The sequence below is a fragment of the Methylomusa anaerophila genome (genome assembly GCF_003966895.1).
In the GTDB taxonomy this organism is placed as follows: Bacteria; Bacillota; Negativicutes; order Sporomusales; family Sporomusaceae; genus Methylomusa; species Methylomusa anaerophila.
The window spans coordinates 463,980-489,759 of the sequence record NZ_AP018449.1 but is presented as its reverse complement, the minus strand read 5'-3'; the positions used below and the strand labels follow the sequence as shown (position 1 = coordinate 489,759).

At 49.6% G+C, this 25,780-nt stretch carries 23 protein-coding genes and 1 other annotated feature (1 of these 24 running past the window's edge); of the genes, 21 read left to right on the top strand and 2 right to left on the bottom strand.

Going from position 1 to position 25,780, the window contains the following annotated elements; genetic code table 11:
- The first annotated feature begins 9 nt into the window (after positions 1 to 9).
- The 8 genes from MAMMFC1_RS02145 (at position 10) to MAMMFC1_RS02110 (ending at position 8,180) form a co-directional block, all read left to right on the top strand.
- Positions 10 to 1,530 carry a nitrogenase component 1 gene (locus MAMMFC1_RS02145; protein ID WP_158618607.1) on the top strand — a complete coding sequence of 507 codons (1,521 nt, stop codon included), beginning with the start codon at positions 10 to 12 and terminating at the stop codon, positions 1,528 to 1,530.
- Complete coding sequence (locus tag MAMMFC1_RS02140) at positions 1,491 to 2,723, top strand: nitrogenase component 1 (RefSeq protein ID WP_145987598.1); 1,233 nt, start codon at positions 1,491 to 1,493, stop codon at positions 2,721 to 2,723. The genes MAMMFC1_RS02145 and MAMMFC1_RS02140 overlap by 40 nt, the downstream gene beginning before the upstream one ends.
- Positions 2,698 to 3,006, top strand: a complete 309-nt coding sequence (locus MAMMFC1_RS02135; protein WP_145987597.1) for a hypothetical protein — start codon at positions 2,698 to 2,700, stop codon at positions 3,004 to 3,006. Before MAMMFC1_RS02140 ends, MAMMFC1_RS02135 begins: the two co-directional genes overlap by 26 nt.
- A gap of 28 nt (positions 3,007 to 3,034) precedes the next feature.
- Positions 3,035 to 3,232 (top strand): hypothetical protein, encoded by a 198-nt coding sequence (locus tag MAMMFC1_RS21250; protein ID WP_126306061.1) that lies wholly within the window; start codon positions 3,035 to 3,037, stop codon positions 3,230 to 3,232.
- A gap of 72 nt (positions 3,233 to 3,304) precedes the next feature.
- Positions 3,305 to 5,566 (top strand): TonB-dependent receptor, encoded by a 2,262-nt coding sequence (locus MAMMFC1_RS02125; protein ID WP_126306059.1) that lies wholly within the window; start codon positions 3,305 to 3,307, stop codon positions 5,564 to 5,566.
- 27 nt (positions 5,567 to 5,593) lie between these two features.
- Positions 5,594 to 6,658 carry an ABC transporter substrate-binding protein gene (locus MAMMFC1_RS02120; RefSeq protein WP_126306057.1) on the top strand — a complete coding sequence of 355 codons (1,065 nt, stop codon included), beginning with the start codon at positions 5,594 to 5,596 and terminating at the stop codon, positions 6,656 to 6,658.
- A 21-nt stretch (positions 6,659 to 6,679) separates the two neighbouring features.
- Complete coding sequence (locus MAMMFC1_RS02115; protein ID WP_126306055.1) at positions 6,680 to 7,102, top strand: hypothetical protein; 423 nt, start codon at positions 6,680 to 6,682, stop codon at positions 7,100 to 7,102.
- Position 7,103: 1 nt separating this feature from the next.
- Positions 7,104 to 8,180, top strand: a complete 1,077-nt coding sequence (locus MAMMFC1_RS02110; RefSeq protein WP_126306053.1) for a radical SAM protein — start codon at positions 7,104 to 7,106, stop codon at positions 8,178 to 8,180.
- On the opposite strand, the gene MAMMFC1_RS02105 is transcribed toward MAMMFC1_RS02110, so the two are convergent.
- Positions 8,138 to 9,070: a helix-turn-helix transcriptional regulator gene (locus MAMMFC1_RS02105; RefSeq protein ID WP_126306051.1), complete on the bottom strand. Its 933-nt coding sequence runs from the start codon at positions 9,068 to 9,070 to the stop codon at positions 8,138 to 8,140. The two genes, MAMMFC1_RS02110 and MAMMFC1_RS02105, sit on opposite strands and share 43 nt — an antisense overlap.
- Positions 9,071 to 9,239: 169 nt before the next feature.
- On the opposite strand from MAMMFC1_RS02105, the gene MAMMFC1_RS02100 reads away from it, so the two are divergent.
- From MAMMFC1_RS02100 to MAMMFC1_RS02065, 8 genes are all read left to right on the top strand, one after another.
- Positions 9,240 to 9,833 (top strand): gamma-glutamylcyclotransferase family protein, encoded by a 594-nt coding sequence (locus MAMMFC1_RS02100; RefSeq protein WP_126306049.1) that lies wholly within the window; start codon positions 9,240 to 9,242, stop codon positions 9,831 to 9,833.
- A gap of 191 nt (positions 9,834 to 10,024) precedes the next feature.
- Entirely contained in the window at positions 10,025 to 11,050 is a 1,026-nt protein-coding gene (locus tag MAMMFC1_RS02095) for a molybdopterin-binding protein (RefSeq protein ID WP_197723894.1), read from the top strand.
- Positions 11,051 to 11,068: 18 nt separating this feature from the next.
- Positions 11,069 to 12,280, top strand: coding sequence for a molybdopterin molybdotransferase MoeA (locus MAMMFC1_RS02090; protein WP_126306046.1), 1,212 nt, complete (start codon positions 11,069 to 11,071; stop codon positions 12,278 to 12,280).
- A 618-nt stretch (positions 12,281 to 12,898) separates the two neighbouring features.
- Positions 12,899 to 13,717, top strand: a complete 819-nt coding sequence (modA, locus tag MAMMFC1_RS02085) for a molybdate ABC transporter substrate-binding protein (protein WP_232035622.1) — start codon at positions 12,899 to 12,901, stop codon at positions 13,715 to 13,717.
- 42 nt (positions 13,718 to 13,759) lie between these two features.
- Positions 13,760 to 14,455 carry a molybdate ABC transporter permease subunit gene (gene modB, locus MAMMFC1_RS02080; RefSeq protein ID WP_126306040.1) on the top strand — a complete coding sequence of 232 codons (696 nt, stop codon included), beginning with the start codon at positions 13,760 to 13,762 and terminating at the stop codon, positions 14,453 to 14,455.
- The gene (locus MAMMFC1_RS02075; protein ID WP_126306038.1) at positions 14,455 to 15,141 is read left to right on the top strand and encodes an ATP-binding cassette domain-containing protein; all 687 of its coding nucleotides are present in this window, start codon (positions 14,455 to 14,457) and stop codon (positions 15,139 to 15,141) included. The genes modB and MAMMFC1_RS02075 overlap by 1 nt, the downstream gene beginning before the upstream one ends.
- Before the next feature lie 37 nt (positions 15,142 to 15,178).
- The gene (locus MAMMFC1_RS02070) at positions 15,179 to 15,781 is read left to right on the top strand and encodes an FmdE family protein (RefSeq protein ID WP_126310396.1); all 603 of its coding nucleotides are present in this window, start codon (positions 15,179 to 15,181) and stop codon (positions 15,779 to 15,781) included.
- 59 nt (positions 15,782 to 15,840) lie between these two features.
- On the top strand, positions 15,841 to 17,931 hold the full coding sequence (locus MAMMFC1_RS02065; RefSeq protein ID WP_126306036.1) for a TonB-dependent receptor plug domain-containing protein: 2,091 nt from the start codon (positions 15,841 to 15,843) through the stop codon (positions 17,929 to 17,931).
- A gap of 104 nt (positions 17,932 to 18,035) precedes the next feature.
- Here MAMMFC1_RS02065 and mobB read toward each other — a convergent pair whose 3' ends face one another.
- Entirely contained in the window at positions 18,036 to 18,542 is a 507-nt protein-coding gene (gene mobB / locus MAMMFC1_RS02060) for a molybdopterin-guanine dinucleotide biosynthesis protein B (RefSeq protein ID WP_232035621.1), read from the bottom strand.
- A 274-nt stretch (positions 18,543 to 18,816) separates the two neighbouring features.
- Between mobB and nuoE the strand changes: the two genes are divergently transcribed.
- The 5 genes from nuoE (at position 18,817) to mobA (ending at position 25,645) form a co-directional block, all read left to right on the top strand.
- Positions 18,817 to 19,305, top strand: coding sequence for an NADH-quinone oxidoreductase subunit NuoE (gene nuoE / locus MAMMFC1_RS02055; RefSeq protein ID WP_126306034.1), 489 nt, complete (start codon positions 18,817 to 18,819; stop codon positions 19,303 to 19,305).
- 14 nt (positions 19,306 to 19,319) lie between these two features.
- Complete coding sequence (gene nuoF / locus MAMMFC1_RS02050) at positions 19,320 to 21,191, top strand: NADH-quinone oxidoreductase subunit NuoF (RefSeq protein ID WP_269471857.1); 1,872 nt, start codon at positions 19,320 to 19,322, stop codon at positions 21,189 to 21,191.
- Between the two features lie 12 nt (positions 21,192 to 21,203).
- The gene (locus MAMMFC1_RS02045; RefSeq protein ID WP_126306032.1) at positions 21,204 to 22,133 is read left to right on the top strand and encodes a 2Fe-2S iron-sulfur cluster-binding protein; all 930 of its coding nucleotides are present in this window, start codon (positions 21,204 to 21,206) and stop codon (positions 22,131 to 22,133) included.
- A gap of 30 nt (positions 22,134 to 22,163) precedes the next feature.
- On the top strand, positions 22,164 to 24,851 hold the full coding sequence (gene fdhF, locus MAMMFC1_RS22200; protein ID WP_126306030.1) for a formate dehydrogenase subunit alpha: 2,688 nt from the start codon (positions 22,164 to 22,166) through the stop codon (positions 24,849 to 24,851).
- A gap of 170 nt (positions 24,852 to 25,021) precedes the next feature.
- Positions 25,022 to 25,645, top strand: a complete 624-nt coding sequence (gene mobA, locus MAMMFC1_RS02035; RefSeq protein WP_158618606.1) for a molybdenum cofactor guanylyltransferase — start codon at positions 25,022 to 25,024, stop codon at positions 25,643 to 25,645.
- 67 nt (positions 25,646 to 25,712) lie between these two features.
- Positions 25,713 to 25,780, top strand: a binding site (T-box leader) (it continues 153 nt past the right edge of the window).

The following is a 25,780-nucleotide window of genomic DNA, read 5'->3' as shown; positions in this document are numbered from 1 at the left end:
GAGGTAAACATGAATAATAATTTGCGGGACTTTTATCAGGAGCATTGCTTTACCGGCATCTATTCCTCAACCGTTCCCCACAGCTTCAGCGTCGGGGGAAAAATCAGCGGCGCCCTGTTTGCCGCCGGGGAGATCAAGGATGCCATTCCCATCATTCACGGCCCGATCGGCTGCGGCTTCCATTACCGCTACAATGCCCGGCGGCGGTATCTGCCGGTGTATGAAGCCGAGTGCACCAACTTAAGTGAAAAAGACATTATCTTCGGTGGCGCCGATAAGCTGCGGGAAACCGTACTGGCGGTTTCCCGGCGTTATCAGCCGGCGCTGATCGTAGTGGTTCCCAGTACGGCGACCGATATGATCCATGCGGAAATCCGGGGTGTGCTGGCCGAGCTCCAGCCGCTGGTGGCCAGCCGGCTGATCGCCGTGGAATCGGAAGTGTTTTCCCACATTGACAAAAACACCAAAAAGAGATACTTCCGGCAATGGCTGCAACACTGGGATAAGCCGGAGACCCTCGGGCGGGAAATGGAGGAATACAAAGGCTGCGGCTTCGGCGAACTTATGTCGGCCCTGGTCAGGCAGGTGATGCAAGGGCAGCCGGTAGCGTCCCGCACGGTTAATATTGAAGGCTTTGCCTGGGGCGCAGGCGGCAACCTCGTTATCAAAGGCATGGTAGATACCCTGCGGGCTATCGGCATTCATACCAACTGCCTGTTGCCGAACTGTACCACCGCGGACATTGTCACGGCGCCCCGGGCGCAACTTAATATTGTCAGACGGGTCCGGTGGGCCAAGGGGATGCAGGCCCTATTCGGCACCGAATATTTTCCGGTGACCTGGCCGGCCGGTTATCAGGGGCTGCAGGGTATTGTCCGCCTTTACCGGGCCATCGCCCGGCACTTTGACCTGGAGGAACAGGCCACCGCCGTGCTGGAACGGCAACGGGAGCATACCCTTGCCCAGCTTCAGCCGGTGCGGGAGTTTTTGGGGCGTTACCGTTTTACCGTATATAGCCGCTCTTTCGGCAATATACCGGCCCTGCTGGACACTTACGGGCAGGACTACGGCCTGCCGATCCATTATATCTGCCTCGCCATTGACCAAAGAAGAATGCGGCTGGCCGGCTCGCTGCCGGACACGGTGGAGCTGGGCATTCGCAATATTTATAACGCGCTGGCGAAAAACGGCAGCAAGGCACAAGTGATCATCAACCCGTCGGCCGAGGAACTGCGGGAGATTATGGCGGCAACCGATTATGTACTGGGCGGCAGGGAACTGGCGGCGGCGTGGCCTGATGCCAGAATCCTGGCCGACGAGACCCTGTTTACCCCGTTTGATTTTGAAAATTATCGCAAAATTGCCTATGATCTGGCCGGCAAAGTAAAACAGGCGGCGCCCGCCAGAGGGCTGATGCTTACAAAATTCGGCTACAACCCGCTCACCTATCCGCTGCTGGACACGCCGGCGGTGACCTCGTCCCATATCCTGTGGCGGAAGATGTGGCTGTTGCGAGGAGCATCATCATGATTGCCGTGACAGGCTGCACCCTGTTTGGCGCTTACCGTACGGCCGCAAGCGTCAGGGATGCGGCCGTGCTGATCCATTCCACCATCGGCTGCAGCTGGGGGACAATGGCTTTTCATATTCCTTCCCGGCTGCAGGATGTCAGGCAGGCCAGCAGTGTGCTGTATGAGGAGGACGTGATTTTTGGCGGCGCCCGTTCGCTGCGGCAGGCACTGGCGCACAGCAACGAACAGTACGAGAATTCGCCCGTCATTTTTGTTATCACCGGCTGTGTGGCGGAAATCATGGCCGATGATGTGGAAAGAATTATCGCCACGGTTGCCACCGCCAAAAAGATTGTGCTCTTCAAAGCGGCCGGCTTCAAAGGCAATATGGCAGCCGGCATGCTGCATGCCATGAAGACCCTGATCGACACGATGACGGCCAAGCCGGTCCAACAGACGGCCGTCAATCTTATCGGAATTTTGGCCGATGATTTTAAAGCCGACGCCGACCTGGCGGAAATCAGGCGGCTACTGGGAAAGGAGGTGGAGATTAACGCCGTTTTCCCCTACGACAACTACGCGGCGGTCAGCAATGTGCCGGCAGCGGCGCTGAACATCGTTTTTCCCGGCTTTGAAGCCATCGGCGACTACCTGGCGGAAAAATTCGGCACGCCACAGGTCGTTGTCGACTATCCCTACGGCCTGGAAGGCAGCCGCCGGTTTGCCGCAGCCGTTGCCGCCGCACTGAGCCTAAGGCTTGGCAGCCATATTGGCAGCCAGGAGCGCCGGGCGACGGAGAATTTACAAGCCGCCTACGATTATATCCGTCAGTTGTACGCGCTGCCGGTTGCCGTGGGCGGCGACACCTGCCGGGCCCGGGCGCTGCAGATATTTTTGCGGCAAGAGTTGGGCATGCAGGTGCTGGCCGCCGGCAATGATTCCGAGGAGCAGCCGGCTGACTTTGCGCAGCAGGTCGTGGAATCAAACGCCGTCATCCTCTTTGGCTCTTCCTTTGACAGAAAATTGGCCGAGCGGCACGGACTGGCGCTTATTCGCTACACCTATCCGGTGTTTGATTCGATAAGCATCAGCAACCGCGGCTATGCAGGCTTTAACGGCGCCGTCAATCTGGTGGAAGAGCTGATCAATGCGGTCATGGCCATGGAATATCGACGCAAGGGCTTGTATGATCTCCAGGCAGAGCTTGAATGATTGTATTCCGGGGAGTAATGATAAATATTCCAATACGTACGGCAGTTATGGCGATGCGGCAAAATACAACTCCTGGGGAGCGGTGCTGCATAAACTGAAGGCCAACAATATTGCCGACGGGGTGGTTGCCAATATGGCGGCAATTAATCCGGAACAGCTTATGCGTGCCAATCCGGCTGTGATTATTCTTCCCGGACAAAACTGGCAGGTGCAGGGGGGAGACTGCGCTGCGGCTATTATGCCCAGGCGGAGCAGTCGCAGCGACTATTGGCCGCCTACATGAACCGTCCCGGCTGGGATTACTGGCGGCCGTGAAAAACAAACGGGTATATAGTGTGTTTCATAATTTTGTCGGCCATATCTTTGCTTTCGCCGGCATACAGGCGGTGGCCCAAGAGTTGTATCCCCGGGAATTCGCCGATCTGAGTCCTGAGGATAAGCTTAGGGAGTTTCACGCAAGATTTTTCCCGGTAAGCTATAGCGGCGTGTGGATGATGAAACTTGAGTAAAGGAAATCCCGCGCGCCGGATCCCGGGAATGCAAGAGCTGAGCAGTAAATTATTATAAACGGGGGGACAGACTTGGGAAAAAGGAATAATAAAAAAGGGGTAACCAAACAGGTATGCGGGACGGCGCTGGCCGTTGTCCTGGCGCTGACAGCACCCGGAGTCGCCGACGCGGAGGATGCCGCGCCGGAGGAAACTCAGACTACCAGTATTCCGGTGGCTGAAGTGGAAGTACACGATACGAAAGATAAGGCGGAAATAACCGAGACTGCACCAACACCCGAGCCGCTGTCCAGCCGGTTTGTGCTGCCCGAGAGCAGCACCGCCGTGGAAACCTTTACGAGAAAGGACATTGAGGACATACGGCCCCGGGATGTATATGATTTGCTGGAAACTGCCCAGGGGATCAGTATCCAGCGGCAGGGCGCCAGAGTTCACAATTTCGTGCAGGGACGCGGCGGCGGCAACAGCAATATTGGCATTATCGTCGACGGCGTATACATGTCGGCGACAGAGGCCCAGCGCATTCTGGGAGATTTGCCGGTGGAACTGATAGAATCCGTAACCGTTGTCAGGGATTCCACCGTGCTCACGGTGGGACCGCTGGCCGCGCCGGGCTCTTTCGTGGCGCCCAACCAGGGCTTTATCCTCATTAACACCCGCCGGGCCAAAGGTAGGGGTACGGAAAATAATGCAACGATCAGCTACAGCAGCCTCAATACCCGCAAACTCACTTTGTTCAGCGGCGGCACCATTAAAGACAAGGGTAAAGATAAAGGCTACTTTGGTTTTGGCTATTTCGGCACAAAATCCGACGGCAAAACCGACAAATGGTACGCGCCCTATAATACCACATCCTACGATCAGGGTGCGGCCGGCACCACTTATAAAGAGGTAGACGGCTGGAACAACGCCTATGAGGCAAACTCATTCCTGTTTAATGCCGGCTACGAGGACAATGGCTTCACTACCAGAATGTCAGCGTATGTCAGCAGGGGAGAGAGAGAGATCCAGCCGTTTATGGATAGGCTTACCCCTTACCCCTGGACGAAAAACGCCGCCGGCAAGTGGGTAACAAGCGCAACCACGCTGGCCATGTGGAAGTACGATCCGATTAATACCAGCCTGTTTTCGTTCAGCACCGAGAAAAAATGGAATGACAAACAGGCCACTTTGCTGAGCTATGGCCACACCGCCACGGACGGCACCCAGTACCAATACACCTACAATGTGACTACCGGCGCCATGAATTACGCGTTCCAGGGACAGCGTTACAAGGACAGCACTGATGACATAAATTTGATGCATACCATTACCAACGGCAACAATACGCTGAAATTCGGCACGCAGCTGATCGACTGGTATCAATTGACGGAGGGCAGCGTGACCGGCGCCGGCCGGGAAAAGTTGTACGGCTACTATCTGTATGATGAATACCGCGTTGACGGCAAACTGACGCTGGACGGCGGGGCCCGCCTGGATAAGCGCTATATCAAGGAGGGGACAGGCAAATACTATTATACGGAAAATGGCACGGAGTATACTGCCCGGACTGCCAGCGGCGTATGGGCCAATGACACCACCAGCTATTCGCTGGGAGCAAATTATCAAATGAATCCGGTATATAAACTGACCGCCAGAGTTTCCCACAACAAAACCCCCTATGCGGAGGCCTATGTTTCCAGCGACGGCTCAAGCCTGCCGGCGGAAAAACGGATGAAATATGAACTGGGTGTCAATGCTAAATATAATCCGGCATTTCATGTTTCACTGACGGCCTTTCACTATGATATAAAGAATGCCCTGGCATCAGACGGCGCCAGTGACCCGGCAGAGCGTTACATGTATGACACCGACGGCGTAACAAAAGTTGGCGTGCCGCTTTATAAAACCTTGCCGGCCAGCCGCCGGCAAGGGGTGGAACTGGGAATAAACGGCCGCTTGTCTGACACCTGGAGCTACGATTTTGGCTATACATACTATACTGCCAGCAATTGGGAGGAAGATGCGACAAACCCCAATAATAAATACTCTCTGCGCCTTAATTACAAAAAAGATTCTATCGACGGCGCTATCAGCCTTCTCCGGGTTGACCCCTATAAATACATCAGCGGCTCTTATCAGGCGCCGATTGGCGGGTTTACCGTTTTGAACGCCAGCATCAGTAAGAAACTGGATAAATATACGAAAATCACCTTATATGGGCAGAACCTGACTGACAAAAAATACGCCACTTTTTACAAAGGATACCCCGGTGGTACGGGAAAAGATGCGGAAGCAGGGTATTACTATGACGTTGGCCGCACAATCGGCCTGGAGATAAGCAGAAGTTTTTAGATTGGACAAAACGGAGGTTTTTAAGGGATGGTGCTAATAAAGGCAAAACATGTATTGGCAACCGTTATGATACTGATTGTGCTTGCTGTTGCCGGCGGCTGCGCGAAGCCGCCGGCGTCTCCGCCGGCGGGCGACGCCGGCGGGCACAGAACAGTAACGGATATGAACGGAACCGTTGTTACCTTGCCGCAGGAAGTAAAACGAGTTGCCGCCAATGGCGCTATGAACCAGTTTGTGATTATGCTGGCAGCCGGCGATAAGCTTGTGGCAACGACAAACGGTTTGAAAGACAATTGCATTTTGGCCAAGGTGTATCCGCGGATTCGCGAAATACCGGCGCCCTTTGATTTTCTGGCTGGTGAAGTAAATGCGGAAGAATTGGCGAAGACCAAGCCGGATGTTGTTTTCGGCGGGAATGCTAGAGGCAATAACAATAAATTGAAAGAAATGGGAGTGCCGGTAGTGCAGGTCAGTCTCAGTAACCCGGAAGAAATAATGCAGGCGGTCAGAGTGGTCGGCAAAGTATTGGGACCGCCGTCAGAGGAAAAAGCCGCGCAGTTTTGTGATTATTATACGGCCAACATCCGTAAAGTCACCGACAGGACCAAATCTCTTACCGCCGATCAACGGCTGAAAGTGTATTATGCCGGTAATAAGCCCATTAGTACCGATGGTAAAAATTCAATAACCGATGCCTGGATTGAAATGGGCGGCGGCAAAAATGTTGCGGCTTCAGGCGGGGTTGACGGTGTAGGCAGGGAGGTGACGGTGGAAAATATAATTCAGTGGAACCCCGACGTAATTATTGCGGCATCCCGCGATGCCAAGGCGGTGATAGAAAAAAGCAGCCAGTGGAGTCAGATTAACGCTGTAAAAAATAACCGCGTTTATGTAAATCCCAAAGGTGTTTACCTGTGGTCCCTGCGCAGCGCCGAGGAAGCGCTGCAGACCTTGTGGATTGCCAAAGTCCTGCAGCCGGAATTATTTGCTGACGTGGATATGGCTTTGGAAGTGAAAAATTTTTACCGGTCCTTTTACTCTTATGAACTGAGTGACAACGAAGTGTCAGAAATTTTGAATCCGGACAAATAAGTATAAGCGAGGCGAAAGATTATGAAGATTAGAGCAGATTTTGTTACTAACAGCAGCAGTGTAAGCTTTTTGCTTACACTGAAAAAAAACATGGCGGAGCAAATGATTGAACAGGCCGGGCCGTCGGGCAAAAGCCGGCTCATCCAATTTCTCCTGGAAAAACTGGAGCGCGAAGGCGAAACGATTACAATAAATAATGAGCCGGTACACAGTCTGGTGGTTACAACCCGGCCCAAAGAGATTAAAGAAGTATTGGCGGAATATTTTCAGGATGGCGGCATGTTCTATCATTGGCAGATGCCTGATGTCCGGCAAATGGATTTTAGCCAATATACGGATGAACAGCTGTGGGCTATAGTCTGTTCGCTGCTGCACAAGGGTAAAATCGGAGACTTGCAGGTTATTGGCGCAACGCCTGTCAGCGGCAAGCAGCGGGTGTACTGATATGGGATTGGTTCGCAGACATGAAACCGGTTATAATTTTATGGGGGATACTTTAACCGGAGCGACTTTCCGGTGGGGCGATACATTTGCCGCCAATCCTCTAATGGCGCCATGGCCTGAACTGGCTGATATCTCCATATCAAACTACTGCACCAATACTTGCCGTTATTGCTACCGGAACAGCAGCCCGGCGGGCGGTTTTATGTCCCTTGCCGATTACCGGTGCGTGTTAGAGCAGTTAACCGATAAGAAATACGGGGCAGTTTTCCAGGTGGCCCTGGGCGGCGGCGAACCGTTGCAGCATCCGGATATTATTGAGATTTTCCGCACCACCAGGGAAGATTACGCCATAATCCCTAATTACACAACCAGCGGCATTGCCTTTACCCCTGAGATAATAAAGGCAACCAGGCAATACTGCGGCGCCGTGGCAATTTCTTATGATCCTTACCGCACAGCTATGACTGGGCAGCAACTGGCAAAACTGGGCGCAAAATTGGCAGAAACTAAAATAAAGGCCAATATTCACTTTGTGCTGTCCGAAGTGAGTATTGACCAGGCCAGTGATATTCTCAGCGGCGCTTGCGATGAATATTTTACAAGTTTCAACTCCATAGTCTTTTTAACCTACAAGCCTTTAGGAATGGCCGGCGATGACGATTGTCTAAAACCGGGAGAGAAGCTGCGGCGTTTTCTGCAATTGGTGGATCAGCCGGCAACTAAAATAAAAATAGGATTTGATGCCTGTTTTGTGCCAAATTTGTTATGTAATACAATGGTTGATGCCGATTTTCTGGATAGCTGCGAGTGCGGATTTTTTTCCGTTTATGTTGATGAAAACCTTAACGTATTGCCTTGCTCATTCTGCAATGATGCACAATATTCATTCAATCTGCGGGAATATACTTTTGCTGACATTTGGCAAAGAAGGTTCCAAAAATATCGGGAAGCGGCAGCCGGCAACTGTACTGTTAATTGTTCGTCGGCACAACAGTGCCGTGGGAAATGCGTCTTTTTTAAACAATTGCAGTTTTGTCATACATCGGCTACGATTTCACCCATAAGCGAAGTATCATAACCGCCCATTCCGTCCACTTCCCGGCGAAATTCGGCGGAGCGCAGGATGGACATCATCAGCTTAAATTCCGGATTATCCACGTCTTGCCGCAACATAACCAAATCATACCGTTCTTTTTGCAGCGGAACAAACTGCACATTGGCAACTTGCATCGCCGCCTTTTCCGTACCGATGCCGGCATCGGCATCATCGCGGGCGACGCAACTGGCAACAGCCAAATGACTCATTTCTTTGCGGTTGTAACCTTTAATCAGGCTGGAATCAATATTAAGACGGCGCAGTTTTTCATCCAGCAACACCCTGGCGCCGGCGCCGGGCTCGCGATTGATAAACCTTACGTCCGGACGGGTCAAGTCACTCCAATCGGCAATTCCTTTGGGGTTGCCCAGAGCAACGTAAAAGCCTTCCATCCGGTAGACAAGATTAACGATGCGCGCCTTTTGGCCGGGAAGATAACGACGGACATAGGGAATGTTGTATTCGTCGCTGTCACTGTCCCATAAATGGGCGGTAGCGACGTTTACTGTCTGGTTATATAAAGCAATCAAACTGCCGATGCTGCCAATGAAGCGCCGAAAAACCCGGTTGCCCTGAAGCCTTGATTCCAGCTGACTGGCCAATACGTCGAGGACGGCATCCTGGCCGCAGAGAATAAGGCCGGACGGGGCGGAAAAGTCTTGGCTGTGGGCAACCGAATTCGGGGCGGCAGATGTGAGGGCTTGCTTGGAATTCTGTATATATTTTTCCAGTTCGACAGCTTCTATCCGCATGCTGCGGCCAATCCGGTAAGCTGGCAATTCACCGCGTTTAATCAGCTCATAAACGGTAAACCGGGAAATTCTCAAGGTTTTTGCCACTTCTTCCGGGGTATAGAGATCTTTGTCGGCCATAGCGTCTCCTATTCGTCACGCTTTACACATTAATATTTATCTTACACCAAATTTTTAGTTTTTACAATAGCTGCCAGGGTTGTTAATGGGTTGTTAACCGATCGACAACTTGTTGTGCCCCGTTAAATAGGATCAAGTAGGATTAAGTAGAATCAAGGGAGGAATAATATTGCGGCGGAGAAAATTTCGGCATTATTTTGCTTATGGAATTAACATGAACAATGAGCAGGTGCGGCAGATCGATATACACCCCCAGGTGCTGAACATTGCCCGGCTTCCGGGCTATCGCCTGGGTTTTTACGGCTATTCGGCAATTTGGGATGGCGCGGTGGAAACAATTGTGGCTGATACCGGGGCAGAACTGTGGGGGGTGCTCTATGCCCTGGATTTTGCGGAATGCGAACGGCTTGACGAATGGATGGATGCCCGGGTCGACGGCGCCGGCAATTATTTTCATTATCCGGTTACGGTTGTCGATGGCAGGGGGCGTATTGAAGATGCGTTAATTTATAAAAAATCATCTTTGGGCAACCCTAAGCCGCCTAGTGCCCAGTATTTGGACGCCATAATCCGGGGCGCAAGGGAGAAAGGTTTGCCGGCAGAATATGTTATGTCTTTGCAAAGTGTTGCCAGCCAGCCGGCGTCTTATACCGTGCCCCGTTATCCCTGGGCGGGCAAGGAGCGGGTACTTAGTGAGGAGTGTAAGATTTGCACGGATTTGATAGAGAAAAATAGGATGGCTTGGCTGGAGAGATTAGGTTAATATTTGCTATTTACGTGAAAAAATAATCGATTCAATAATCGATTCATCAATGGCAGGATTGAAAATATTTTGCGCGAAATAAATATTTGATTTATCACAAAATCAAGATTGCAGTTACTTATTTACTCATTTATTCATTCGGAACGGATATTGCCGGCATAATAATTCGGGGGACTCGGAGGGGGAATCAAGTGTCGTTCAAAAAAGTGCGGGTATGTGATGCTGTTGGTATGGTATTGGGGCATGACATGACAAAAATTGTACCGGGAGAATATAAGGGGCCGCTATTTCGAAAAGGACATATTATCCGGCAGGAAGATATACCACACCTGCTGGACATCGGCAAGGAACATATTTACTTGTTAGAACTAGGTGAAGGGCAAGTGCATGAAGACGAGGCGGCCAGACGGATTGCCGGCAAAGTGGCTGGCGCGAACACTTCGATTACAGAGCCGGTGGAAGGGCGGGTTGATCTTGTCGCCAAGCAAGGAGGGCTACTAAAAGTAAACCGCGCGGCGGTGACCAGGATTAATTCAGTCGATTATATCGTACTGTCCACCTTGCATGGCAACCAGCCGGTTAAAGCAGGGGATATTTTGGCCGGGATTAAAGTAGTCCCTTTGGTGGTGGAGGATGCTGTTATCCGGGCTGCCGGGGCTGTTGCCGACGAATATGAAGATATAATATCGGTAAAACCGCTAAACTCCCTTAAAACAGCTGTGATTGTTACTGGCAATGAGGTTTTTTTTGGCCGCATTCAGGACAAGTTCGGCCCTGTCTTAGCGGAAAAAATTAAAATATATAATGCAGCTTTCCATGGTATTAGCTCACAGCCTGATGATCAGGCGAAAATTACCCGCGCTATTCTCAATTTCGTCAGCGCCGGCGTTGATGTGATTGTTGTCACAGGCGGAATGTCGGTTGATCCGGATGATGTAACTCCGGAAGCTATCCGTGCTACCGGCGCCGAGGTTGTTACCTATGGAACGCCGGTACTGCCGGGAGCGATGTTTATGTTAGCTTATCTTGGCAAGGTTGCGATTTTAGGACTGCCCGGATGCGGTATGTTTTCCAAAACAACGGTCTTTGATTTGGTATTCCCGAGGATTCTTGCCGGTGAGAGATTAACGAAACAGGACTTTGCCGGTATGGGGTACGGTGGCTTGTGTCTAAGGTGTCAAGAATGCAGGTATCCTTACTGTCCTTTTGGAAAGTAAATTAAAGAGGGGTGGACGATGGCGATTAAGTTGGAGATAGCCCAGGAAATATTGTTAAATTCAGTAAACGTAATGCCAAAGGAAAGAGTAACGTTAAGCGATTGCTGGCACCGGGTTTTAGCGGAAACCGTAGTATCCGATATCGACTTTCCCCCTTTCGACCGATCACCTTTGGACGGGTATGCCCTTGTCGCGGAGGAGGTTGCCAATGCTGCGCCGGACAACCCGGTCGTCTTGCGGCAGATTGATAATATTCCCGCCGGCGGGCTTTCCCAAAAACCTGTCACCCCAGGAACAGCGTGCCGGATCATGACCGGGGCGCCGCTGCCGCCCGGGGCCACCGGCGTAGTCAGGTTGGAGGATACTGTTGTCGACGGTGAGATGGTGACTGTTCTTGAAGGCAAAGGGGCAAACAAAAACATATGTTTCCGCGGGGAGGAAATTTGCCAGGGAGAAGAACTTATATCTCCCGGTACTGTGATTAACGCGGGCGTAATGGGGATGTTGGCGGTTTTGGGAAAAGGACGGCCTTTTGTTTTCTGTAAGCCCCGGGTGGCGCTAATTGCCACCGGCAGCGAGATTGTTCCGGTAGATTTCCCGTTGTCTTTGGGAAAAATTCGTAATTCTAACAGCTATATGCTGAGTGCTCTGGCGTCGGAAGCAGGCGCACAAATTGTATTAATGGGCAACGCCGCGGATGATGTGGATCAAATTGCCCATCTGCTGGAAGCAGCCTCGGACTGTGATGTTTTCATGACAACGGGCGGAGCCTCGGTGGGAGATTATGATCTTATTGGTGAAGTTTATAAAAAATTAGGAATAACCGTACTCTTTGACCGGGTGAGTATAAAACCGGGAATGCCGGTTTTGGCCGGACTACGGGAAGACAAACTTTTTCTCGGTTTATCCGGTAATCCTGCCGCCGCCGCTATTTCATTCGAGCAACTGGTTAGACCGGTATTACTGAAAATGGGCGGACGTAAGGTTTGGTGGCGACCGCGGGTTAAAGCGGTACTTGCAGCTGCCTTCAACAAAAAAACCGGTGCTAAACGTTTTGTTTGGGCAAGGTGCTGGCAGAAAAATAATGATATTTTGGCTGAACCTTTATATTTTCAGAGTAACGGAATGCTAAAGTCGGCTATGGCGGCAAACTCGCTTATCGTCATACCGGAAGATACACCGCCGTTGCCAGCAGGGGCGGAGGTTGAGGTTATTCTGCTTAGCGATTAGTTGGCTTTAAGGGGGGAACTGCTTAGAAGCCGCCATCTGCGTTGTTGCTCCTGCGGTCCTCACTCCAGCGTACGACTAGTACGCTTCCGTTCCGGTCCTCGTCGCGCCTAGCAGCTGACGGCTTCTAAGCAGTTCGGGGCAGTTGGTAAACTGGCGGATACAAGTTTACTGCTCATTTAAGATAGAAACTGCTGAAAAACCGCCAGTTGCGTTGTTATTTCTGCGTGCTTCATTTCAGCGTACAACCAGTACGCTTTCGTTCCGGTTTTTGTCGACTTTTCATATACTTTATTTCATTCTTGTTACGGGAATGCGGCTGCGCATTCCCGTGATTTTATTCAGGGGCTTTGACTCTTTGAATGCAAAACTTTACAATTGAAGCAACTAAATCACTGCAGTATCAATATAAAGTAACATAATAATCTTGCCAATAGGAGCAACTGCCTATATAATTACAAAAGAAGGATTTTTGTCTAGTTTTGTTGTGTTTTTTTCATTCATTTTCATTTTAGGTATTATGTTTTTTATGCATGAGGAAGGGGGCGGTGATTAAAAGCTGATACCTTGCCTATAAATAATGGACAAGGGTGAAAAAAATTGATCTGGGAGGAATTGTTTATGAAGTTTATGAACAAGAAGATTCTAGTGATGATGGCATTTATGTTAGTGGTAGTGCTGGCTATTTCCGGCTGCGGCGGCGCCAAGCAGAGCCAGCAGCCAGCCCCTGCCGCCCAGCAAGAGCCTGTGGAACTTAATATATCTGCCGCAGTCAGTTTGAAGGATGCTCTTACTGAAATCCAGAAGAACTATCAAGTAAAAAATCCCAATGTGAAATTAGTATATAACTTGGGAGCGTCCGGCTCCTTGCAGAAACAGATTGAACAAGGAGCGCCCGCCGATATTTTCATATCTGCAGCGCCGAAGCAAATGGATGAACTGGAAGGAAAGAATCTTGTCAACAAAGCTACCCGCAAAAATCTGGTAGAAAACAAACTGGTCGTCGTAGTACCCAAAGATTCCAAATTGGAAATTACTACATATGAGGATTTGGCAAAGGATAGTGTTCAGAAGCTGGCGCTTGGTGAAACCGCCACTGTTCCGGCCGGGCAATATGCCCAGGAAGTGCTGAAGAAACTGAACATTTGGGATAAAGTACAAGAAAAAGTCGTATTTGCCAAAGATGTCAGAACTGTTCTCGCCTATGTGGAGACAGGTAATGTGGAGGCAGGCATTGTTTACAAAACCGACTCCCTTGCCAGTGATAAGGTTAAGGTGGCCGCTACGGCTCCCGAGGGATCGCACCAACCCATTCTGTACCCTGCGGCAGTGCTGGCCGGTACTAAACAGCAGAAAGCAGCGGAAGATTTTCTGACCTACTTATCCGGTGCGGAAAGCAAGGCCGTTTTTGAAAAATATGGTTTTACCATGGGAAAATAGGATTAGGGGTTGAATCAGGTCAAAACAGGATGGTAGCTTACGATGCACACAACTATTGAATGGCAGCCTGTTATTTTATCCCTTAAAGTAGCGGCAATGTCGCTTGGGTTCGTTTTTGTCCTCGGCATCTCAGCCGCATATTCGATGAGATGCCGGGACTTTCCCGGCAAGGCGGCAGTCGAAGCCTTATTTACCTTGCCGCTGGTCCTGCCGCCTGTGGTGACAGGCTTTTTGCTGTTGGTATTAGTCGGAAAAAATGGGCCTATAGGGCGTTTGCTAAGTGAATATTTTAATACACAAATCATTTTTACGCCCTATGCGGCAATTTTAGCCGGGATCGTGGTGGCTTTTCCCCTTATGTACCAAAGCACCAAGGCGTCATTCCAGGGAATAGACCAATCGCTGGAAGATGCGGCCAGAACGCTGGGGGCCAGTGAATGGAAGGTCTTTTGGACAGTAACGGTGCCGTTGTCGTGGCCGGGGCTGGTGGCGGGATTGGTATTGTCGTTCGCCCGGGCTTTGGGGGAATTTGGCGCTACGATTATGGTGGCCGGTAATATCCCCGGCAAAACCCAGACGCTTCCGCTGGCCATCTATTTCGCTGCTGAGTCAAATAACCTGACGCAGGCGGGATTTTATGTAATAATTATCAGTCTTATTACCTTTTCACTCATTGTCTGGTTGAATATCTGGTCTAAGTCCAGGCGCGGGACATTATCTGCAAGGGAGATATTCTAATGCTGCATGTAGATATAAAAAAAAGACTGGCCGACTTCACCCTGGACATACATTTTTCCGTCCAGAATAATATCGTGGTTTTATTTGGGCCTTCCGGCTGCGGCAAAACCACGACGCTTCGCTGCATTGCCGGGCTTATAAAGCCTGATGAAGGAACAATAATGAAAGGCGAACAAGTATTTTTTGCTTCCGAATCAAACCGGTTTATTCCGCCGCGCTACCGGCGTATTGGTTACATGTTTCAGGATTACGCCCTCTTTCCCCATATGAATGTACGGCGGAATATCTGGTATGGTGTGAAAAAAAACAACAGTAAAGCAAATGAACTGTATGCCAGACTGATGAGCCTGTTGCGAATCGGCCATCTTGCCGGCAGGTATATACACAATTTATCAGGCGGTGAGAAGCAGAGAGTGGCCCTGGCGCGGGCTTTAATGGCCGAACCGCATATTCTATTATTGGACGAGCCGTTATCCGCTCTCGATCATGATACCCGCCTTGAATTGCAGGTTGAACTGAAAAAAATGCAGCAAATCTGGGACATTCCCTTTATACTTGTTACCCATGACGCTAATGAGGCCAAAGCATTGGGGGATCAATTGCTGTTTTTGGAGCGGGGCCGGCAAATTCCCCCGCCGTCAGCATGGGATTCCTATCCGGTACAATGCTATGGCGTTAGCTATTAAATTTTAGGAGGAGGTTTAGGAGGAGGTTTACGTTACCATGATAACTACTTATCCTTATCCGCCGGATTTTCAGAAAGTTGTGGATTTTCACGGGCATGTTTGCCCTGGCTTGGTGACTGGTTACCGCCTGGCGAAAGCAGCCTTGTCAGCCTTAGGGATGAAAGATCCGGCAGAGGGCGATCTGGTTACCATTGCGGAAACGGATCGCTGTACGGTTGACGCATTTCAAGTGGTGCTGGGCTGTACCATCGGTAAAGGCAGGTTATTTATTGAGAATTGCGGCAAGCAGGCTTTCACGGTGGGATGCCGCAAAACCCAAAAAGCCGTTCGCGTGGTAACTAGGGCGGAAGCCTTTCAATATACGCCCGAAGGCAATGCTTTAACCCGCAAAGTTATGAGCGGCAAAGCTTCCAACGAAGAATACCTGGCCTTCAAAGCGGAGCAGGGGAAACGCATGGAAGAACTATTAACATTAAGTGATGAGACTATATTGAAAGTTTATCCGGTGGCTATGGTGTTTCCCGACCGGGAAACTATCTTCAATTCTCCCAGTTGTGAATTTTGCGGTGAACAAATTATGGAACCCTGGGTACGAATGCGGGAAGGAAGAATTGCCTGCATAGCCTGCGCTCATGACTAATGGGCAGGAACTATAAATAAAAAATAATAAATAGGGGTAGTAAATGGGGGGGAAAATCAATGGACAAAAAAATTATCCGCAATCTGGCAATTTTTAATTGTTTTTTACTGATGCTGCCTGGTTTGGCTTTCGCGGCGGAGAGCAGTCCGGCGCCGTCGGACACTACTTTAGAAGAGGTGGTAGTGAATGCAACCCCGCTGGAGAAATATCTAGTCACTACCAGTGTGATAACTGACAAGGATATTAAGGCCAAAGGTGCGCAAAATCTGGCGCAGGCTCTGGAGGATGTTCCCGGCCTGAACTTGCACCGGGGCAAAAAAAACGCTGAAACCGTGGATATCCGCGGGAGTCAGCTAACTTATACCAAAATTTATATTGACGGTGTTTTCGTTAATCCTTTTGCCAAAGTAAGTAGATCAGCCACGGTGGATTTAAATATGTTTCCCGTAGAAAATATTGCCAAAATTGAAATAATCAAAGGCCCTGCCCCGGTAGCTTATGGCACGGACGCCATCGGGGGAATAATTTTAATTACCACCAAAAACGGCAAGGACTATCCGGGCGGCAATGTTTCTGTTGTCGGCGGGTCCAATGGCACTCTGAACGGCTCTGTGAGTTATGGAGGAGGCAACGACAAGTTTAATTACTTTATTAACGCAGGCTCTGTACATAATGACGGATACGACTCTGAGTCCAATGCTACCTTGAAAACTCAGTATTTCAACACCAAACTGAATTGGAAATTCCAGGACAACTCCTCATTATCTTTTATCGGCGGGTATTCGACAACCGATTCCGGCGCCTCTTTACAAATGTATGATCCTTATGGCAAGCAGGTAAGTTCTACAAGTGGCTTTTGGCCCGGCTTGAACAACTGGCAATATAGAGACTGGGAAAAAACCCAGTTGGTTTTGGATTATGACAAAAAGGTCGACAGTAAATTTGATTATAATTTTAAGGTCTACCGTTATACTGAATCCCAAGGCCTGTGGGCCAACGGGGGCGATTATGACCGCAGCCTAGTAGGAGTGCCCGGAGGAGTGAGGCTCAGCGGCAATATCGCCGGCAACGGCGGTAACGCTTATGATATAACGAGGTGGAATGCCAGCCTTTGGGACACTTTTTTAAACGGCTGGGAATTTAAAGGCAACTGGAAGCTAGACTCTAAACATACGCTGACTTTCGGGACGATGTATAATAATATCGGCTGGAAATCCTCCAGTTCTCCTTCAACGGCTCCTAACGATCCTAACAACTATAACTGGGTTATGACGAACAGCAACCGGTTTGACTACTACTTGCAGGATAATATTACCCCCAACGACAGGACCACTGTCACGCTCGGCATCAGGCACGACCGGAATAAGCTAACGAATGCTGATCTAGCCACCGACACAGTCTCATCCACCGACCCTACCGTCAATGTGGTTTATCAGTTGGACAATCGCAACACGCTGCGGGCTTCCTACGGTCAAACCTGCAGTTTCCCTTTACTGAGCCAGCTTTTCGGCGCGAACGGCACTCCTGATCTAAAACCGGAGAAAGCCAAGAATTATGAACTGGGACTTAAGCATCAATTCGATGAGAATACGACAGGGGATATCGCTATTTTCCGAAATGATATTACCGATAAGATTGGCAGCGACCCCGGCAATCCGCAGAAATCTATCAATCTCGCCTGGGCGAGAATCAAGGGTGTGGAACTGAACCTCAACAAAAAAATTTCTCCCCGCTGGAGCAGTTTTTTCAACTATACTTATTTAGATACTGCCGCTGTGTATCAAAACTCCGACGGGACAACATACACCGCAGACCTGACCTACACCCCTAAGAACCACATAAATTACGGCGTTGATTACCAGGCCGGCAAAGGATATACACTCAGTCTTACCGGCCATTGGGTCCCCAGCGACAGGTTCACCAATGATACCGGCGCGAACGACAATCGCACTACGGTCAACGGGCAAAAACCTGTTTATTCTTACCTTTCCGGCTACCATACGCTGGATTTTCAAGTCAAGCGTCAAATTAATGACAAACAGGATTGGTACGTCACCATATACAATGTCTTTGACGCCCAATATGACGATGAATTATTCTTTCCGGCCCAGGGAAGAACCGTATTGGTGGGCAGTAACTTCAAATTTTAAAGCTTAAAAAAGCTTAAATCACGTAATTAAAAAAATAAAAAGTTGAGAAAATTTTCTCAACTTTTTATTTTTTTAATTAATATTAATATCTATTAAGTTGCACCCTAAACATGACGCAATACATTTTTTTCTAAAAATTCAGCCATGGGAGCGGCATCCGCCAAAGGAAAGTGCGGTACATCATCATAAACCACAGTGTCGGTAGCCATGGCCAGTAATTCGTCTCTAATACATAAAGGACTGTCGCAAACCTCCTGGCGAAATATTTCAATTTTAAATTTTGGCTTGGCTTCCCGTTTATAACCTTCCGTTAAGATGATATCAACACCCTCAATGTGGGCTACGACTTCATCAAGGGAAAGCTCCTGCTCAACTTTTTTTATCATTGCCATTTTTCCCGGCGAGGAAATACAAACAATATCCGCTCCTGCCTGGGCGTGCCGCCAGGTATCTTTCCCGGGTTTGTCCATATCAAATCCGTGCACATCATGTTTAATTGTCGCGACTTTATATCCACGCCGCTTCATTTCGCTGATTAATTTTTCCAAGTATGTGGTTTTGCCGCAATTTGAGCGGCCGATGATTGATATTACCGGGATAATGGTAATCACCTCATTAATTGTATATGTACAAGTTCATTATAAAATGGTAACATGGTAAATGGCAAGTTCGCAAATTATTCCCCCCATCGCCAATAAAATTGGTGAAAAAAATCTTCTATGTCATGTAGGATTTTTCACATGCGCAATGGAATATACTTCTATACTTCCGAATAGTCGAAAGATTAGTATTTTTGGAAATAAAAAAAGATTTAAGGTTAAACGCCTTGATCTATAATATCTCGGGTTTCCGGGAGAGCACAAAATATCTTAGGAGGGACAAACATTGGCAACATGCAATTGCGGCTCACAAGTAGAATCTGAAAAAGAAGTGAAGCTGCAGGAATTACTGGATCATTACCGTGATTATCAGGGCGCTTTGATTCCGGTGCTGCAAGAAACCCAGAATATTTACGGTTACTTGCCTGCAGACGTACTTGAAAAGATTTCCCAGGAATTACGGATTCCATTTAGCAAAGTCTATGGGGTATGTACTTTTTATGCCCAATTCCATCTGAAGCCTCGCGGGCGGAACATTATCCGCATGTGTCTTGGCACTGCCTGTCACGTTCGTGGCGGCGGCAAGATTTTTAAGGCTTTGGGGGATTACCTTGGCGTAGGCGATGGCGGAACAACCGAGGACCTGCGCTTTACCCTGGAGCAAGTGGCCTGTATCGGGGCTTGCGGTCTTGCGCCTTGTGTTATGGTCAATAGCGACACCCATGGGCGGATAACAGTCGGCGATATTCCCAAAATTTTGGCTCAATACGAGTAAGAGGAGGTGCACAAATGACACAAATGGCACAAATGAAGAATTTAAACGAATTGCGCCCCAAGTGCCTGGAAAAATACAATGCCAGGCTGAACAAGCCGCGTATAGTGGTAGGCTTGGGCACCTGTGGCATTGCCGCAGGCGGTCAGAAAGTTATGGATACAATTAAGAAAGAAGCGGCTGAACGCGGCCTGGATATAGATATTGATTTTACCAGCTGTATTGGCGCCTGTTTCAAGGAGCCGGTGGTTGAAGTATCTGTTCCCGGGTCGGCCGCTGTTGTTTATGGCGATATTTTCCCGGAAAAGGTAAGCCAACTCATCGATAGCCATATTGTCAAAAACGAACCGGTTACTGAGTGGGCAATCATGCAGATAGCCGGCGCAAATAAGAGTTATGCCGGCATTCCTGAAATGAACCGGCACAGCTATTATGAAAAGCAAGTCAGGAGTGTAACCTCCCGTCTTGGACGGACTAACCCCGAGAGCATTGAGGACTACATCGCCACTGGTGGTTATGAGGGTCTTGAGAAAGCTTTGACCATGGATAACCAAGCCATTATCGACGAGATCAAAAAGTCCGGCCTGAGAGGCCGGGGCGGCGGCGGTTTTCCCACCGGCATGAAGTGGCAGTTTGTTCGTAATGCCGTTGGCGACAAAAAGTACATTGTTTGTAACGCCGACGAAGGTGACCCGGGCGCATTTATGGACCGCAGTGTTCTTGAAGGCGACCCGCATTCGGTTTTGGAAGGCATGATGATCGCCGGTTTTGCTATTGGTGCGGATGAAGCGGTTATTTACTGCCGGGCCGAGTATCCGCTGGCCATTCGGCGCCTCAACCTGGCCATTGCCCAGGCCGAGGAGCTTGGCCTTTTAGGCGATGACATTTTGGGCACCGGCTTCAATTTCCGCTTCCGAATCAAAGCCGGCGCCGGCGCATTTGTTTGCGGCGAGGAAACCGCACTCATCAACTCCATTGAAGGCAAGCGCGGTATGCCCCGTGTACGTCCGCCCTTCCCGGCCAACAAGGGATTGTGGGATAAGCCCACCAACCTCAACAACGTCGAAACTTATGCCAATGTTCCGTTTATTATCCGCAACGGCGGTGACTGGTATGCTTCCATGGGCACCGAAAAGAGCAAAGGCAGCAAAGTTTTCTGTCTTACCGGCAAAATCAACAATACCGGTCTGTGCGAAGTTCCCATGGGTATTACCCTGCGCGATATTATTTTCGGTGTTGGCGGCGGTATTCAAGGCGGCAAGCAATTTAAGGCCGTTCAGAGCGGCGGTCCGTCCGGCGGCTGTTTACCGGAATCTTTGCTGGACCTGCCTGTAGATTATGATTCCCTTAATGCGGCAGGAGCAATTATGGGCTCCGGCGGTCTTGTAGTCATGGATGAAACCACTTGCATGGTTGACGTTGCCCGTTACTTCCTGAACTTCACCCAGCTTGAGTCCTGCGGCAAATGTGTTCCCTGCCGTGAAGGAACCAAGCGGATGCTGGAGATCCTTACCCGGATCACGGAAGGGAAGGGCAAACCGGAAGATATTCCTACCCTGGAGCGCCTGGGCAAAACGATCACGAAATCGGCTCTTTGCGGTCTCGGTCAAACATGCGCCAACCCTGTTCTGACCACCCTGCGTTATTTCCGTGATGAATATGAGGCGCATATCAACGAGAAGCGTTGCCCGGCCGGTGTGTGCGCAGCTCTGGCCACGTTCAGCATCGATCCGGAAAAGTGTGTCGGCTGTGCCGCCTGCGCCAAGGCCTGTCCCGCCGGCGCCATTACCGGCGAAGCGAAAAAACCCCATGAAATTGACCGCAACAAGTGCATCAAGTGCGGGGCCTGTGTGGAAAAATGCAAATTCCAGGCCATTATTAAGGCGTAAGGAGGTATAAAAATGGCGAATGTAACGCTTACTATTAACGATAAAGCGGTAACTGTACCGGCCGGTACCACCGTTCTCGAAGCAGCCAGACAAGCGGGATTTTTTATTCCTACTCTCTGCCACAGCGAGGAGAACCCCGGATTTGGCGCCTGCCGGATGTGTGTGGTAGAAATTCAGGGAGCCAGAAACCTGCCTGCCTCCTGCGTCACTGAAGCTGCCAACGGCATGGTTGTGGACACCGAGTCGCCGGCTGTTATCGAGGCCCGGCGTACCATTATCGAACTTTTGCTGGCCAACCATCCCACCGATTGCCTGACCTGTGACAAGAACGGCGACTGTAGATTACAGGAATATGCCTATCGGTACGATGTGAAAAAATCCAGCTTTGAAGGTCAGAAAAAATCTTACCCCATCGACGATTCTAATCCGTATATCCTCCGGGACAGCAACAAGTGCATTCTCTGCGGCAAATGCGTATCTATCTGTCAAGAGGTTGAAGGCCGGGCGGTTATTGATTTTGCCCACCGCGGCTTTAATACAATAGTGACACCGGCCATTGACCAGTCCCTCGGTGAATCGGATTGCGTCTACTGCGCCCGCTGTGTGGCCGTCTGCCCGGTGGCTGCTCTTACCTATAAGCCTATGGCCGGTAAAGGGCGCGCCTGGGAATTTACCAAAAAGAGCGTTACCTGCAAATTCTGCGATTCAGGCTGCAAGTTTAATTTGAATATAAAAGACGGCAAAGTTGTCGGCGTTGCTGCCCAACCCCCCGGCAAGAGCCGCCCCCTGTGCCTGAAAGGCCGGCTCGGCATTGAGTTGCTGTATGTTGACCAGCCCCTCGCGCCTATGTTGAAAAAAGACGGTGAGTTTGTTGAGGTAACTTGGGCTGAGGCGTTGAATCTTGATGACGTTTTGGAGAAATTGAAGGCTGTTGAGAAGTAGACACACCCATGAAAGAGAGGAGGCTTTATCTTGGCTGAAGTAACTTTAACCATTGACGGCAAACAAGTAACAGTACCCCAAGGCGCTACAGTTCTGGAAGCTGCCCAGAAGGCAGGCATCTTTATTCCGACTTTGTGCTATGATAAGGAACTCAGCAAGCCCGGCGCCTGCCGGATTTGTGTCGTCGAGATTGCCGGCTTCCGCTGCCTGCCTGCATCCTGTGTTACTGAAGCAGCAGAAGGAATGGTTGTAACCACAACTTCCGATGCTGTTGTCGAGGCCCGCAAGACAATTCTTGAACTGCTGCTGGAAAACCATCCCGAGGACTGCCTGACATGTTCCAAAAACGGCGAGTGCCTGTTACAGGATTACGCTTACAAGTATGGCGCCAGGGCAGGAGCTTTCGGCGGTGAAAAACATGCCTACCCGATTGAAGAAGACAACCCAGTTATTGTCAGAGATATGAATAAGTGCATCCTGTGCGGTCGTTGTATCAGAATGTGTGAAGAACTTCACGGCTGCAGCGTTATCGACTTTGCTTACCGGGGTTTTAACACCAAGGTTGCGCCGGCGCTGGATACCACTTATAAAGAATCCAGTTGTGTATTTTGCGGCAACTGCGTAGCTGTCTGTCCGGTAGGCGCGCTGGAAGAAAAAGCCATGATGGGTAAGGGCCGCAGTTGGGAAATTACCAAAGTTAAGACAACCTGTCCGTTCTGCGGCGTAGGCTGCAACTTCGACCTTAATGTCAAAGACGGCCAAGTAATCGGCGTAACTTCTAACCCGACCAGTGCGGTGAACGGCCGCCTCACTTGTGTGAAAGGCCGTTTTGGCACCGATTACATTCATAGTCCGGAACGCCTTACTACCCCTTTAATCAAGAAAAATGGCGAATTTGTGGAAGCAACCTGGGATGAAGCCCTGGATTTAGTTGCCAGCAAATTTAGTGAAATAAAAAAGAATCATGGTGGTGATGCCTTGGCCGCACTCAGTTCGGCCAGGTGCGTAAATGAAGAAAACTACCTGATGCAAAAATTTATGCGCGCGGTGATTGGCACCAACAACATTGATCACTGCGCCCGTACCTGACACGCCCCCACTGTGGCCGGTCTGGCCACCTCTTTCGGTTCCGGGGCAATGACCAACTCCATCAATGAAATACCCAGCAGCAAAATGCTGTTTGTTATCGGCGCCAACCCAACGGAAGCTCACCCTGTTATTGGCGCGAAAATGCGTCAAGCGCTTCGCCACGGTGCCAAACTGATTGTTGCTGATCCACGCGAAACTGAACTGGCCGGTAAAGCTGATGTTTGGCTGCGGCTGAAGCCCGGTACCGATATCGCCCTTGTTAACGGCTTGATGCATATTATTCTCAAATCCGGCTGGCAGGATCAGCGATTTATTGATTCGTGCACCACCGGTTTTGACAAAGTGGCTGAAGTAGTAGAGAAATATACCCCTGAATATGTGGAGGGCATAACCGGCGTACCCCAGCATTTGCTGCGGGAAGCAGCCAGACTGTATGCAACCGCCGAGTGTGCGCAGGCATTCTATACACTTGGTATTACCGAGCATGTTTGCGGCACGGACAATGTTATGAGTTTGGCCAATTTAGTCATGATGACCGGCAATATTGGCAAACCGAATGCCGGTCTCAACCCAATGCGTGGTCAAAACAACGTTCAGGGCGCTTGCGACATGGGGGCATTGCCCAATGTGTTCTCAGGCTACCAAAAAGTTACCGATGCAGCGGCCCGCGAAAAGTTTGAAAAAGCTTGGGGAGTAAAATTACCAGATAAAGCCGGTCTGATGATTCCCGACATGTTTGACGCGGCAATTAGCGGCGACTTAAAAGCTCTGTATGTCATGGGCGAAGATCCGGTAAAAACGGATTCCGATGCTCACCATGTACGAAAAGGGCTTAAACATCTCGACTTTTTGGTCGTACAAAACCTGTTTCTGACTGAAACCGCCAAATTGGCTGATGTGGTGCTTCCTGGCGCTTCCTTTGCCGAAAAAGACGGCACTTTCACCAATACGGAACGCCGGGTGCAGCGAGTCCGCAAAGCCATTGATCCCATCGGCAACAGCCGGGCGGACTGGCGTATTATTAGGGATTTGTCAAACAAAATGGGTTATCCGATGTCCTACAATCATCCCAGCGAAATTATGGATGAAATGGCATCGTTAAGTCCGATTTACGGCGGTGTATCTTATGACCGCATTGACGAGAAAGGCTTGCAATGGCCGGTTCCCCATAAGGACCATCCCGGTACCCCATATCTTCACGATAAGGGTAAATTCTCTTGCGGTAAAGGTGCGTTCCAGGCTATTGAACATCAATCGCCCGGTGAATCGCCTGACGCCGAATACCCCTTACTGCTCACCACCGGCCGTATTCTCTATCATTATAATGTAACCACTCCCGGCTATTCCAAAAATCTGACTGAGTTCCGTTCCGAGGAATTGGCTATGATCAATCCGGAAGATGCTGAACGCTTAAATATCAAGGATAGGAATATGATTGCAGTTTCATCGCGCCGGGGCAAGGTACAGGCCAAAGCCTGGGTAACGGACCGTGTACCGGCGGGAGTAGTCTGGATGTCCTTCCACTTTGCGTCAACTCCCACTAATGAAATTACCAGCGGTTCCATTGACAGAATAACCAAAACCTATGAATATAAAGTATGCGCAGTGAAAGTTGAAAAAGCTGGCTAGCAGTAAATAGCAATGACAAATCGGCTCCCGGCGGGGAGCCGATTTGTTTAACTATTAGTACCGAAATAGAGTATTCCAAGATTATACGGCCGGCAACTTGACAATACTAAAGATTGAGCATTATAATGGGACCAAGTTGGACTGCCTTGCGGAGAATGGTAATGATATTGATGGATAATAAACTGAACCTCTTTGCTTTAGGTCAAATTACCCCTTTTATTTTATCAGGGGGTAAAAGCCGCCGCATGGGAACGAATAAATCGTTTGTGAAACTTGGTAATCAACCGCTCATTGAGATAATGGTAACCAAGCTGGCGTCTATATTTGACAAAAAGCCGGTCATATTGACCAATAGCGAAGAAGAATACGCCTACCTTAACTGTGAAATGGTCGGGGACATTATTAAAAACAAGGGTCCTTTGGCCGGACTACATGCTGCCCTGACTTGGGCGCCAACTCAATACAGTTTTGTTTTTGCCTGCGATATGCCGTTTATCAATGGTGATTTTATCCGGTATATGGTTAATCGCCTGGCGGATGAGGACATATTAATTCCTTTCAATGGCGAAAGCGTCGAACCGTTACATGCCATATATTCAAAAAACTGTCTTGCCCCGATTGAATCATGCCTATTCCACGACCGGCGCAGTATAAAAGATTTTTTCCCTGCTGTTACGATTCATTATATTGGCGAAGAGGAATGGAAACAGTTTGGTACAGACTTAGACTGTTTTATGAATATTAATACAGTGGCTGACCTTGAGAAGGCCAGATCTATCTGGCATGTTAGGTAGCATATTTTTGCAGGCTGGCTTGACATTCATTGAAAACGAAAGTTATAATATAACCAATTCTATACAATTATCAGCGATGATTGGAAAAGTACGCCGGATACAGCTGTGCAGAGAAGAAGCCCCTGGCTGAAAGGC

Coding starts and splice junctions, on each gene's coding strand:
- MAMMFC1_RS02045 (WP_126306032.1), top strand. CDS start 21,204: ATGGCGAATGTAACGCTTACTATTAACGATAAAGCGGTAACTGTACCG.
- MAMMFC1_RS02145 (WP_158618607.1), top strand. CDS start 10: ATGAATAATAATTTGCGGGACTTTTATCAGGAGCATTGCTTTACCGGC.
- nuoF (WP_269471857.1), top strand. CDS start 19,320: ATGACACAAATGGCACAAATGAAGAATTTAAACGAATTGCGCCCCAAG.
- MAMMFC1_RS02090 (WP_126306046.1), top strand. CDS start 11,069: ATGGCGATTAAGTTGGAGATAGCCCAGGAAATATTGTTAAATTCAGTA.
- MAMMFC1_RS02110 (WP_126306053.1), top strand. CDS start 7,104: ATGGGATTGGTTCGCAGACATGAAACCGGTTATAATTTTATGGGGGAT.
- MAMMFC1_RS02070 (WP_126310396.1), top strand. CDS start 15,179: ATGATAACTACTTATCCTTATCCGCCGGATTTTCAGAAAGTTGTGGAT.
- modA (WP_232035622.1), top strand. CDS start 12,899: ATGAAGTTTATGAACAAGAAGATTCTAGTGATGATGGCATTTATGTTA.
- MAMMFC1_RS02120 (WP_126306057.1), top strand. CDS start 5,594: ATGGTGCTAATAAAGGCAAAACATGTATTGGCAACCGTTATGATACTG.
- MAMMFC1_RS02105 (WP_126306051.1), bottom strand. CDS start 9,070: ATGGCCGACAAAGATCTCTATACCCCGGAAGAAGTGGCAAAAACCTTG.
- MAMMFC1_RS02115 (WP_126306055.1), top strand. CDS start 6,680: ATGAAGATTAGAGCAGATTTTGTTACTAACAGCAGCAGTGTAAGCTTT.
- MAMMFC1_RS02135 (WP_145987597.1), top strand. CDS start 2,698: ATGATCTCCAGGCAGAGCTTGAATGATTGTATTCCGGGGAGTAATGAT.
- mobA (WP_158618606.1), top strand. CDS start 25,022: ATGGATAATAAACTGAACCTCTTTGCTTTAGGTCAAATTACCCCTTTT.
- MAMMFC1_RS02075 (WP_126306038.1), top strand. CDS start 14,455: ATGCTGCATGTAGATATAAAAAAAAGACTGGCCGACTTCACCCTGGAC.
- modB (WP_126306040.1), top strand. CDS start 13,760: ATGCACACAACTATTGAATGGCAGCCTGTTATTTTATCCCTTAAAGTA.
- MAMMFC1_RS02065 (WP_126306036.1), top strand. CDS start 15,841: ATGGACAAAAAAATTATCCGCAATCTGGCAATTTTTAATTGTTTTTTA.